Origin of the sequence: Alicyclobacillus fodiniaquatilis (assembly GCF_042678105.1) — a bacterium.
GTDB lineage: Bacteria > Bacillota > Bacilli > Alicyclobacillales > Alicyclobacillaceae > Alicyclobacillus > Alicyclobacillus fodiniaquatilis.
Genome location: NZ_JBHUCX010000102.1, coordinates 106,772 through 119,343 on the forward strand (window position 1 = coordinate 106,772; position 12,572 = coordinate 119,343).

Here is a 12,572-nt window from a genome sequence, read left to right on the forward strand (position 1 = left end):
CCCTCGACCGTCGGCGCGAGCCGTCCCTCGGCGGCGATGGCCGCGACGCGTTGGATCAGGAGCGCAAAGGCCTGGTCGACGGCGGGAATTTCAGCGTCGTCGAGAACGCGGCTCATCATCACTGCGTAGAGCCGTGGACGCGCCGCCGCGAAGCGCACATAATCGTCCCAGCCCTCGCGCAGCGCCATCACCGGATCGGCGGATTGGACCGCAGTCCTTTTGCTTTCGAGAAACTGCGCGAAGGCTTCCGCAATGGCGGCGCTCAGAAGCCCATCGGCGCTGCCGAAGTGATGGTATAGCGTCGGTGCGGTCACCTTCGCGAGCGCGCAGACGGAGCGCGTCGAGAACTGTGCCTCGCCTTCTTCCTCGAGAACTTGTAAAGCCGCATTGAGCAGAGTGTCTCGTGTATTCATACGACCAATATAGCACCGATATACAATCGTGTCTATAGCGGTGCTATATTGGCGTAACAGCAGTTAGTTCAGTAAACGACTGGGGGGGTTGAGCGTATACTTTCTTCTGACACCATATGTGTGCCACTAAAGGGCAGCAGTCTAGGGAGAACCATGATATACGTTTAGGGCGGTAACTGTTTACAATGCACTTGCCTTCGGGTAAGTCACCAGAGATGTTGAATACGCCAACCTGCCAAGGACAAAGACCGAGCTTTCAAGCTCGGTCTTATCAAATTTATGGGTGGTTCTTAACCTTGGATTCTTGGATTGACACGGCAATTCGTGTGAAGGTACCGAGCCCCGCCATTCTTGAAGTCGTATATCGCGACGGTCTGTGTGTCTTCCAGCGGCTCGTTCGGTGGCATGATAAAGTGTGTGTCGCTTATGGGAAGTAGCTCATATTGGGTACGTTCCGGTTTATTGAGTACTTGCGCTTGAAAAGGATCCCGTACGAACGTCAAATAGAGCTTCCCTCGTATCGCTTCAATTTCGTACCGGACACCGGGCCGCCCGTAAATACCTTCATACCGGGGAAAGTCGAGTTTTATAGTGGTGTTGGGCTTTGGAAGGTCTGGGATGGTGACCGCGCCCAAATCGACTAGTATCTCATTGAATACGTTTCTGTAGAAGCTATCCCGAGGTGCCCCGTTCGACAGCATGACGATAGCAAGGTTATAATCCGGCAGAATCCGCAAACGAGAGTTAAAACCAATGGTGCTGCCGTCGTGCGCATAGACGGTGTGTCCGTACCAGTCGCAGGCGATCAGCCCGAGAGCCCACTCTGGCCCGAACATGTACGGATCCGGTAGAGGAACCCGCGATTCCATCATCTCGCGAATGGTTTTGGCCGATAGAATTTGTGTGCCCTGAAGCGTCTTGCCACCAGCGAGAAAGACGTGTGCCATCATAAGTACCTCACGCGCTGTCGAGCCCAAATTTCCCCCTGGACCATAGGAACGAGGCAAATATCGGATTGGCGAAACAAGGGGTCCCTCTTCTAGGCTACGAATGATATGCCCTGTAGCGAGCTGCTCCTGCGTCCCGCTCGGACGCCAGGTGTAGGTGGAAGTCAACCCCATCGGATCGAAAAGACGGTCTTGCATAATATCGTCCCACCGCTTGCCGTCTATGACTTCCATGATGCGAGCGAGGATCGCGTAGCCAAGCGCAGCGCTGTAGCCGTGGGTATGACCCAAGGGATGGACTTGGCGTGCATCGGTAATATTGTCGATCATCCGCTCGTAGACGTCATCGCCTTCTCCCGGATCGTCGAACTCCTCCTCAATACCGTTCGTGTGGTTCAGGAGTTGTCGGGGTGTGACGGTAGCCGAAACCTCGGGATCGGCGACTTTGAAACCGGGGAGGTATGCCTGCACCGGTTCGTCAAGGTCAACTTTGCCCTCGTCGACGAGTTGCATAAAGGCGAGAGCCGTCCAGGTCTTCGTCATGGAGCCACACTGGTAAATCGTGTCGGGCTTCGCGGGTTCTCGAGTTGTGAGATCCTTGATTCCGACGGTAAAATCGGTAATCTTTCCGTCATGAAGGACCCCCACTGCAGCACTAGGAATTCCATATTGGTCGAAAAGTTTGGATATGCGCCCTTGAATTCGTTCTATGTCAAGTCTTCGTGTCATGGAAAATTTCCTTTCTAAGGTATCGCGTTCAATAGCTAAGCTAGAAAAAGCGCTACATTCTGATCACAGCCACCTTGGCTAAGGGTTCATGAGGCCAACCGCATTCGTCGCGTCGACCTCGAAGTATTCCGTCGTCCCGAAGGGGGCAACATATTCCTCAAATAGATTCCTAATATTGTAAATCGAATCATGAACGATCACATTCACCGCTTTAGTTCCGTCGGTACTTGCGACAGCCAAGAGCCACATGGATCCTTGGGGAAGTCTGCTATATGCCTTCTTTAGGGAGCCCCAGAACTCGTCGGGGTGAGATACGGTGGAAATAGCCAACACGTGCATTTAAGATCCTCCTCTTATAATGAGCTGTTCAATGTTCGTACGACCGGGACGGGCCGTTGCCGGTTAGCGATTGTCCGGGCCGGACAGTTTCTCTTTGATGGTTTGCTTCCATTCTCCTTTCGACAATTTAGTTTTCATCATGGCTGCCCATTGTGGCCCGAACCGTTGAAAAGCCGCCTGCTTAGTCACGCCGAGTGCTTCGCCCACCTCTCGCCAGCTGTGCGATTCCAGTGCAAGAAAAACCGCCATACGCTCATGCTCGGAAATCGCGGACTTCAATTGGGTAATTACTGACAATGCTACGAGCGGATCGCTTTCAATAGAGTTTACAAGTTCGACATCTAGGCATTTGATCAAGTTTTGACTGTCCATGTCGTCAATATATCTTGACGAAAATCGTTTGTCAAGATTCCTTGACGATAAAGCCAATATTCTCCCAACGACTCATAGGGTTAGGTAGCGTCACGAAATGATGGTATATGGTCTTGAAAACGGATGGAGTATCGTCAGGTTGTTGCGAGCAAGACGATTAGGAGAGAGGCGGAGTTTGCGTGGAATGGAATATTGGAGATGGTTATTACAAGTTGGTGCTTCCGCATTCAGAATGAAATCGGAATAGAAACAGCTTTTACCCCCTCGACATATTACCGCTGGGCTTTTGAGCTTAGCGTACGATTTTTTCCGTTTCGTGACGTGACCCCTAGTTGAAGTAGTTATCCTCTAATTTCTGCGAAAGCAGTAGTATAGTGAGTCAATGTATTTGCTGTTAAAGATAGTTTAAATTTGTGCTTTTGCACACCTCTGATTATTATCTGTTAAATAAAAGATTAGTTAAGCGGGTACACAAAGAGATAGAGAGTTCCTTGATAGATAAGTTTTGATTTCGGATCTGAGTGATGCATAAATTGGACAGAAGAGGTTCACAATATGGAACCACTTTTCTCCAGATTGGCTTTATCCTAAGTTATGCACAGTTTTGTATTCTCAACTTGAACGAGTTTCAGTGGAAATCTTTATTTATCCACGAATGAAATCTATCTTTTTGTGAGTCATTTTCTATATATTTCTTTTTGTAGGACATAAAGAAGGCTCTGGGTTGTTTGCTCAGAGCCTTCTTTAAAATAAGTTGCATGCAAATAGAATCGCGCCAAGGGCCCGATTTGACAGCTATATATGACTTTCTATTTTAACTTGCAAGCCATTGAACTTTTTCGTAGAGGTTACCTGTCTTGCTTTTTAGCGCTTTTCCTAAATAGGCTTTACGTGTCTTGACTCGTTCACGGGCACAGTAGGAACCGAAAATCCCCGCCAATCGAATCATTTCTTTGTCTTCTAGTTGATGTTCTATACCGTATTGGATAATCATTCTTGTAGTTTTCGCTAATTCATACCAGGTAAGTTTGTCTGTTCCGCCGGAGAAGTTATATGCTTCCTTCGTTTCTCGAGATATCCGGCCATGAAGTGCACGATACTGGTTTTGTTCCTCGTCCCGTTGATAATCTTTATTTAAGTGAAAGTGAAGGTTATCATCGGTCTCTTTTTTGTTTGGAACAATCGTCCAAAGGGCAATCCTACTTAATAGTGCTAATGCTTTGTATACACGTGAACGACAGTTGCCTAAATTCCACTCATGAATCAATGTTTTAGTGCCATAGATAATCTCGGAGTTATAGTGGCGCCCACGATCAAGTAGTTCGAGACCAAACAGTAGAACGTTTGGTGCATGGTGTTGAACGAGTAGTGGGAGTATTTCGATGAAATTCTCATTGAGACGAAAATAACTCTTCGCCATCAAACGGTCTTGTTCGTAATGAGTAATCATCCATTCGCCATCTTCTAGTTCGCGGATCAAGCTCGTTTTTGTAAGACGTTCGAATGCTTGATGGACTGTTGATTTAGGCAAGTTGAGGGTCTTTCGTAATGTTACATCGTCGCGAAAAAAACGTCCCGTGTCTGCATCATGGATGATCATATGTAGACCGACAAACACAGCTAATGCACTTGCGGGAAGATCGTAATGATGTAAACGATGTCTCATTGCTGTATAAAATTTCGCGTTATCGTATGGTTGTTGCGTGCGCAGTTGCGCTTCTGTTGAGTTGGCTATATTTGAAGGTGTTGCGATATAGTTCATACTGAGAGCGAAGACCTAAAAAAGGTTGCATTAAATAGAACAACGTGGTATCCTGTTTTTGTGAATTCTTTTTCTTTTGGAAACAGGTACTTCCACATTGCATCGGTTCCAGCCGATGCTATTTTTTTGTCCTTTTTCGTCTCTCGCACGATCCTCCTTTTTAGATGAATTTGTGACTTAGAACTCTCTTTTGTTTTTGTAAATACAAAAAGACCGGGAATAGGGGCCCCCAGTCGTGCGTCAACAGCAAACAGTTTCCCATCAAAAAATAACGCTACATGTTGAAGTAATCATTACATGTATGTTAAAATTGACATAAGTTAAATAACTTAGTCGGATGGGATTTGCTCTAGCTGGTTTGGTCGCCGGGTGGGAGCAAATCCTATTCTTTTTTCAAAGTTATAAACGGATAGTGTTGTACAAACATCCATTTAATTTACAAAACGACATAGAAACGAAATCATTCAACACTCGGAAATACGATTTGTGACTATATTACCTGAAGAAATATGTCTAATCAAGAGAAAAAATGGCAGATACTATTGCACAATGATCTCGTGAAGGATATAATTGAGCGTTTTTGATATAAATGAGGGCCTATTTTTGGCCCTATTTTTTTGTAAAAAGCAGTCGATTTATGGTTCATTAGCGCGCATCTAAACTGTCTAACCACGTTTGCAGAAGCTGATTGATTACCCTCGTTTTGTAGCCCTTAGATTGGCGTTTTGCGACCTTATCTAAGCGCTGTAATAAGTCGTTCCGAATCAGAAATGTTGCGCGCTTATGCGTGTCTTCTACAGTCCTCTTGTCTTTCTCCTGAATTTCAAGCATACCTGCGATATGATCCGCTATGGAAAAGGGTTTTTGCGGGGTTTCAGACTGAACAGTGTTACTGTTGTCTATTATGTTTAACGTTTCAGTTTCAGTATTACTATTTACTGAAACGTTTTCCGATTCCGTTTGATGTTTATGTTTTTCTATTTCGTTTAACTGTTCAGTTTTAGCATTACGTTTTACGTTTGTGTTTTTTGCTTCAGTTTCAGTGTTACGTAATACTGATACGTTTGTTTCTTCAGTTTTCGTGTTCAGTGAATTACTTTCTAAAAGCGATTTTTTTGCAGGATTCTCGCTCGGTAACTCAGAAGTCCTGCTTGTAAGTAGGCTTTTAATCTGATCACGCTTTGACACGTTCCATCAGCTCCTTCACAAACGCTTCGTACTGCTCCAACGTCCGTTTATCTTCTTGCGTTCTATCAGTAATGCCACTAAGAACGAATTCTTTCAGTCGATTCCGCCGTCTTATGACAGTGTCAAACACAACATCTTCATAATCATTTCGCGCTTGTTCCAGAATTGAATTATCCAAAGTGGTACGAACGTCAAGTAAGCCAGTCAGTATTCCAGCAAGTTGGAGGTTCGGATTTGCCATTTTCTGCACAATCTGAAGCGTCTCTAGATATCTATCCAGCGCATCGTACGCAAATGGCTCACTTTGAAGCATAACGACTGCGTAATCTGACGCTGCCAAGCCATTGATGGTTTGGTCGCCTAAGTTCGGAGGTAAATCAATTAGTATATAATCATAGTCGTTCTTTACCTCATCAATCGTTTCCCGCAAAAGGTGAGCAGGTTGTCCCGAGTATTCACGATACAGATACCTGGAAAATGTAGACAACAAATCCTCGGCAGGTAATATGTGTAGTCTATCGGTAATTTGATAAATGTACGGTTCCGGATTCCGCTCTTTGACAGCTTCAAGAACAGTATTATTGGTAAAATCATAAATATTCCTACGAGTTAGAAACTGTGTAAGATTCCCCTGACTGTCAAAATCAACCGCGAGTACTTTTTGGTGTTGAGAGAGCAACCAGCTTGTCACAGCCGTAGTCGTTGTCTTTCCGACACCGCCCTTTTGGAGCCCAAAGCTAATGGTGATTCCCATATATGTCCTCTTTTCCGTAATTTCTTCTCTGTTTCCTATCGTAAATTCATTAAACGTTTAAGTCAACACGTTTACGTTTCAGTTTTAACTTAACAACAAAAACTAGAGAAGGCGTCAAGTGACGTTACTCGCTAAATCTCTACCATTAACGGGTATCACATTTTCTAATGGAACGCTAATTCACGATACGTTCTATTCAGGGGCGGAAGTCTCATATACATGGCGCTGTTCGGAAAACTGTCCCTGAACGCGCGCATACGGCGAACTCTAAAAACAATATTACTGAACAATATTACTGAACAATATTACTGAACAATATTACTGAACAATATTACTGAATTGTGTTACTGAACAATATTACTGAATTGTGTTACTGAAGGATAAGCATCGAAGCATACCAGCCAGATTGGAGCATTTTCGATGCTTGGTGCAACGAAGATCTTTGAAGTGTTTAGCCTGAATTTGCCGTACATAACTGACTTACACACACGGGAACAGCGGCGAATATGAAACAAGCTCATGCAGATGCTAAAGTTTAGACTCTATGGACAGAAGATCACCCAATTTTAAACATCGATCAATTCTGTCGAAATAGCAGGGATTTTGAATGCATCACCAAAAGCGTGAAAGAACCACTTTTCGTTTAGCAGAACCCTATTCCATGGTCAATTTTTAGATTAGCGAAACACACGGGTATTAAGGAAAGTGGCGTGGTGTTACCAATACAGCTCCGCGATTAAAGGAAAGATTCGTAAGCGGCAAGAGGGAGTTATTTACCTATATGTAGATACATAGTATGTAGCTTTAAAATAGGGAATTAATGTAATTGAAATTGAGTATCCGACACTACCTTCAAATTCGCCGTTAAACAGTCGAGACGTCAGTCGTCAGATATTGTATAATACGTTGCGGATGCATTGGATGACTCTATACCCATTGTAGGGTAATTTTGTGCCTCATCTACTCTCATTTTAGTAAGATTGTTACTGTCAATGAATGAAATAACGAGGTGATGCACGACGCACACCTCGTTATTTGTGTTATTCTTGGTAGATTTGACTTCCTGATTCTAAAAAATCCTTGGATTTCTCATGCATTCCTTCTTTGATAGCAGATTCCAAATTCAATCCCTTTTCCTGTGCGTATTCACGAATATCTTGTGTGATCCTCATACTGCAAAACTTTGGACCACACATAGAGCAAAAATGAGCTGTTTTTGCAGGCTCTGCAGGGAGCGTTTCATCGTGAAATGTAATTGCCCGTTGTGGATCTAAAGACAGGTTGAATTGGTCACGCCAACGAAATTCAAATCGGGCTTTGGAGAGTGCATCATCACGTTGCTGAGCGTTGGGATGTCCTTTGGCTAAGTCTGCTGCATGAGCAGCAATTTTGTAGGTAATGACGCCTTCTTTTACATCATCTTTGTTCGGAAGCCCTAAGTGTTCCTTAGGTGTCACGTAACACAACATTGCAGTGCCAAACCACCCGATCATCGCTGCCCCAATTGATGACGTAATATGGTCATAACCTGGAGCAATATCAGTGGTCAGTGGGCCGAGTGTATAAAACGGGGCTTCATGACATACTTCCATTTGTCGATCTACATTTTCTTTGATCTTGTGCATAGGAACATGACCTGGGCCTTCAATCATTACCTGCACATCGTACTTCCACGCGATTTGGGTAAGTTCCCCAAGTGTTTGAAGTTCTCCAAACTGTGCTTCATCGTTGGCGTCTGCAATAGAGCCAGGACGAAGACCGTCACCTAGTGAAAAAGCAACATCGTATGCCTTCATAATTTCGCAAATTTCTTCAAAGTGAGTATATAGGAAACTTTCCTGATGATGTGCCAAGCACCAGGCTGCCATGATAGACCCGCCGCGTGACACAATGCCGGTAACACGCTTCGCAGTTAGTGGAATATATCGAAGAAGAACTCCTGCATGAATCGTAAAGTAATCTACACCTTGCTCCGCCTGTTCGATTAACGTATCACGGTATATCTCCCATGTTAATGCTGCTGCTTCTCCATCGACCTTCTCAAGTGCCTGATAAATAGGTACGGTCCCAATAGGTACGGGGGAGTTGCGAATAATCCACTCACGTGTAGTGTGAATGTTCTTTCCAGTGGATAAATCCATGACCGTATCCGCCCCCCAAAGTGTCGCCCATCTCATTTTATCTACCTCGTCTTCGATGGATGATGCGACAGCAGAGTTACCGACGTTTGCATTAATTTTTACATGGAAGTTCCTACCTATAATCATTGGTTCGCTTTCAGGGTGATTGATATTGGATGGAATAATTGCTCGTCCTTCTGCAACTTCTTTACGAACAAATTCAGAGTCCATTCCTTCTCGAATTGCGATAAATTCCATTTCGGGCGTAATGATACCCTTTCTTGCATAGTGCATTTGTGTAACATTTTTAGCTGCTTGAGCACGAAGCGGTCTTCGTTTTAAGCCAGGAAACACTTCTCGATTCGATTCGGCGGTGCCTTTTAATCCATCATCAATTGGAAATACATTTCTCCCCACGTATTCCTCAACGTCTGCACGATCAAGAATCCAATGTCTACGAATTGAAGGTAATCCTCGTTGTATGTCTGTGACAGCATTCAAGTCCGTGTATATACCACTCGTATCGTACACGCGTACAGGTTCGTTCACTTGCTCTCCAAATCGGCCCGTCGAAGGTGAGAGTAGTATCTCACGCATTGGCACACGAATATCGGAGCGAGAGCCTATTACGTATACCTTTTTACTACTGGGGAAAAATTCACTATCATTTGACATTTGTTTGTCTCCTTCAATTCGGAGCGGGGACAGGCTGTGGTCTTTGTCAACCTAAAAGGCCGCAGCATATTGTTCGGGGGTCTTCACAGAAAATAAATGTGCAAAGAAAATCCCTACGCTGGCATTATCCAGATCAGGTTGACGGTCGGCGATACATTCGCCCTCTCAGCCCGGTTTGCCGAGCTCCCGTTTTAGATTATACTGTCGCTTCTACGATATCATTGACCACTTGGTTAAACAACCTTACTTAGCTCCTGATGCATTACATCAGTTTGACAAGTGGGGCAGTCTGCGAAACATGTCTCATTTTTTCTAAGTATAGTTTTCGTTTCCTGTGGCCAATAACAGGACACAAAAGCAGAGTAATTCTTCTATTGTCAGCTTCTCTCCATCTATTTGAGCATCCAGCAACGCACCAATCAAATTCGGTTTTGGATGTTTGCGCTGATGTCCACAATGTTTCGAAAATACCCATTCAACTCGCGCCGTCCTGCTTGCTTGCGGTTCATTAGGTTCATAATGGTCTCTGGATTCGAATCGGCAGACCCCTCCATCGGTAAGTCTGACCATTGCTTGAATAACTTCTCGGTCCTCCGCAGGAACTCCCATCATCTCCGCAATCACGATAACGAGCAAGGGATAAGAGACTCGGGCAACCCGTCGCACACCTTAGGTCTTGGTGCCGCCTCCCGCGGTTTCGAGGCGGTCAACTGCACATCAAGTAACTCTTTAGAGATTTCTTCAATCAAGGTGCCCGAGCGGAAATCGCCTTCGGTGTGAACGCCAAGTTGACGAGACTGCGAAGCTCCGTGTTGCGCGGTGGATCCAAAAACAAAATGCTCGGTGTAATTGTCTTGTCTCTTCCAGCGAACCTTTGCGAGGAAAACAGAGTGAATGCTCAGAACAGTTTGTGCTTTGGCATGCACACATGCCTGACTCTGCTGGTCAAATTATACTGGTCCGACTTTCGGAGTTCGCGATGCCAACTAATCGGATTCAACCGTTGCTCAAGCGCGTTAATAATCTCTTTGGATACTGGTTCTTTCGATTCCACCATTCCCGCTCCCTCGTATGCTAATCAAATGCATAGCTAACGGTGTAGTCAATGGTGTGCCCATATTGCATTAGTTAGAGCTCTGCCGTCTGTTTAATTACTTCAATATCACTTAAATATGTGAAAAGAAAGAGACACCCACCCAGACTCAACTACCCATGGATGACGTTCTAACCTTTCTTCTATACCAATGGGTCCACGTAAAGGCCAATCCAATAATTCCATACTGAATAAATGGCGAGATAATCACGAATTCTGACGTAGAAATGGAGTATATGAGCACGGTCTCAAGTAGTGCCTCACTGAGTAACGCAACGCCCCACACGAGAGTCGTTATGCGTATTCTACGTCGAAAATGGCAGTTGCTCCACAAGGAGGACAAGCGATTGCGTCCCTCTTCGGATGAATTAAATCGAATAGCAAAATAGTAAATCAACGGCCTAGGAAATAACAAGGATCCAAGAAACGTAATCCCAAGCATTCCTGTCACGAAAGCTCCGCGCAAGAGCAGTAATTGTGCATTACCATGTATAAGCAATATACCGAGTTCCAACAAAAAGCCGATCATCGTGAATAAAGCTAAAATGTCTACCCGACGCTGTTTTATAATAGTCCAGACATTGTCAAGTACGGGTATGGCAGTGGCTATGGCAAGTGCTTGTATATTCGACATCTGGTGTTTCAAAATCGTGTATAGAATTAGCGGAACAACACCATTAAGAAATAGAGTCCAGACAATTCCACGCGCCCACTTCGTTGCAGATATATTCTGATTCACATTAAACACCCTCCCAGTTAACAAACAGTTCGTGGAAACAAGGCGGAAAACACACGTGCGTTGCAACTCCAAGAGAAAAAATTTCACGATTGTAGCACCATACAACGGATAGGATCGCTCTATCGTCTTCCTTCTCGTAACCGGCCGTGCCGTCCGGTACATATAACCTCAGTCACTATAACGGCGTCTTTCTGCACGCTCGGCGCGCTTGGCGGACGGCTTCTGGATGTCTCAGTGCAAGAATCAGTGCTCGACCGAGCAATAGGCCAGCGATGGAAAAGAGGTATGGGAGCGGGGCGGTCTGTCCGTGAAAGGCTGCGCCTTCACCCAAAAGTGGCACGAGTAAGAAGCGTAGGCCATACCGAATCGGGATGGAGACGAGCCACAACAACAAGCTCTGCCATGATCCGGCGATCATCCACCGACCATTTTCTTGATAGATACGAGTCATTCGACCGCGAATAAGGCCAACAATGAAACTCATCGCCAAAGTGAGCAAGAGTGAAATCCACCCTGCAATTTGAACCATCGAATCTCCGGCAGCTTCATACAGTGCATAAGCGCCGAGAATGAGTGGGAGGAACAGAAGTCCGCCACTCAATGTGCGTGGTGAAAGTTGTCGTTTCACTACAAACAACAGAATGACAATACCGAGAATAACGTCCTGTGCAGTTGGCATCAATAGGACCCTCCTTGTCGTAGACACGCCTATCTTGGGATGAATGCAGGAAATAAGTTCCCTTCCGGACAACCTCTATAAAGGTAAGCCCGACTGGCTTTTCTGGTTCCATGATACGACGACAATGGTTCCATGACGTCTACACCGAGGTTGAAGTTCAATTAGAAAAGAGGTCCATCTGTAGATAGACCTCTTCGAGGACCAAGCAGGGTTTTATGGGCTTAATTTGTTAGCGTGGGGGGACTGTCACTTCGTAATGACCCCAACCACACCAAAACAAATATGTATGAGTTTTTGGGATAGGCGGCGTATTGGAAACATAATGTTCAATCTATGCTGCCCCTGATTCCAATTTAAAACATTATTGTAGAACTCGATGTGTTTTTTACATTTTTATAATCTTATTCCCAAATATGAAGCTATCCCAAAAGCGGAGAAAACCACTTGCTTGTAGCGAAGATATTCCACCTCTACTATAATCCTAGACGTGAAGCTGCATTATCTTTAAACATTTCCCCTTCGCGAATATATCTACGCACAGTAGCAACACTCTTATGACCTGTTTGTCGCATAATGTCACGCTCATTTGCGCCGGCTGCAGCCGAAACGGTGGCAAATCCAGCTCTTAAACTATGCCCTGCGTATAACGCGGGATTACACCCGATGGATCTCACCATTCGTTTTACAATATTGGCGACAGATTTATCGGATAATCTACGGAGCTCCACCCAATCCCCTTTGTTGACTTTCCGGTACAATGGA

At 45.0% G+C, this 12,572-nt stretch carries 12 protein-coding genes and 1 riboswitch; all 12 genes read right to left on the bottom strand.

Annotated elements, in window-relative coordinates; all coding sequences use genetic code 11:
* The coding region (locus ACFSB2_RS26735; RefSeq protein WP_377946299.1) for a TetR/AcrR family transcriptional regulator at nt 1–413 on the bottom strand (413 nt) is incomplete at its 3' end.
* A 290-nt stretch (nt 414–703) separates the two neighbouring features.
* Nucleotides 704–2,089, bottom strand: coding sequence for a serine hydrolase domain-containing protein (locus ACFSB2_RS26740; RefSeq protein WP_377946300.1), 1,386 nt, complete (start codon nt 2,087–2,089; stop codon nt 704–706).
* A gap of 78 nt (nt 2,090–2,167) precedes the next feature.
* A complete protein-coding gene (locus ACFSB2_RS26745) occupies nt 2,168–2,428 on the bottom strand; it encodes a hypothetical protein (protein ID WP_377946301.1) in 261 nt (86 codons plus the stop codon).
* A 63-nt stretch (nt 2,429–2,491) separates the two neighbouring features.
* Nucleotides 2,492–2,800, bottom strand: a complete 309-nt coding sequence (locus ACFSB2_RS26750; protein ID WP_377946302.1) for a hypothetical protein — start codon at nt 2,798–2,800, stop codon at nt 2,492–2,494.
* 814 nt (nt 2,801–3,614) lie between these two features.
* Nucleotides 3,615–4,562, bottom strand: coding sequence for a hypothetical protein (locus ACFSB2_RS26755; protein ID WP_377946303.1), 948 nt, complete (start codon nt 4,560–4,562; stop codon nt 3,615–3,617).
* A gap of 645 nt (nt 4,563–5,207) precedes the next feature.
* Nucleotides 5,208–5,750, bottom strand: a complete 543-nt coding sequence (locus ACFSB2_RS26760) for a hypothetical protein (protein ID WP_377946304.1) — start codon at nt 5,748–5,750, stop codon at nt 5,208–5,210.
* A complete protein-coding gene (locus tag ACFSB2_RS26765) occupies nt 5,737–6,504 on the bottom strand; it encodes a ParA family protein (RefSeq protein ID WP_377946305.1) in 768 nt (255 codons plus the stop codon). Before ACFSB2_RS26765 ends, ACFSB2_RS26760 begins: the two co-directional genes overlap by 14 nt.
* 1,040 nt (nt 6,505–7,544) lie before the next feature.
* Nucleotides 7,545–9,299, bottom strand: coding sequence for a phosphomethylpyrimidine synthase ThiC (thiC, locus tag ACFSB2_RS26770; RefSeq protein WP_377946306.1), 1,755 nt, complete (start codon nt 9,297–9,299; stop codon nt 7,545–7,547).
* A 93-nt stretch (nt 9,300–9,392) separates the two neighbouring features.
* Nucleotides 9,393–9,499, bottom strand: a riboswitch (TPP riboswitch).
* A gap of 420 nt (nt 9,500–9,919) precedes the next feature.
* A complete protein-coding gene (locus ACFSB2_RS26775; RefSeq protein ID WP_377946307.1) occupies nt 9,920–10,225 on the bottom strand; it encodes a hypothetical protein in 306 nt (101 codons plus the stop codon).
* Nucleotides 10,226–10,501: 276 nt separating this feature from the next.
* Entirely contained in the window at nt 10,502–11,293 is a 792-nt protein-coding gene (locus ACFSB2_RS26780) for a VC0807 family protein (RefSeq protein WP_377946308.1), read from the bottom strand.
* 13 nt (nt 11,294–11,306) lie between these two features.
* A complete protein-coding gene (locus ACFSB2_RS26785; protein ID WP_377946309.1) occupies nt 11,307–11,810 on the bottom strand; it encodes a hypothetical protein in 504 nt (167 codons plus the stop codon).
* Between the two features lie 473 nt (nt 11,811–12,283).
* On the bottom strand, nt 12,284–12,572 hold a 289-nt coding region (locus ACFSB2_RS26790; RefSeq protein WP_377946310.1), incomplete at its 5' end, for a tyrosine-type recombinase/integrase.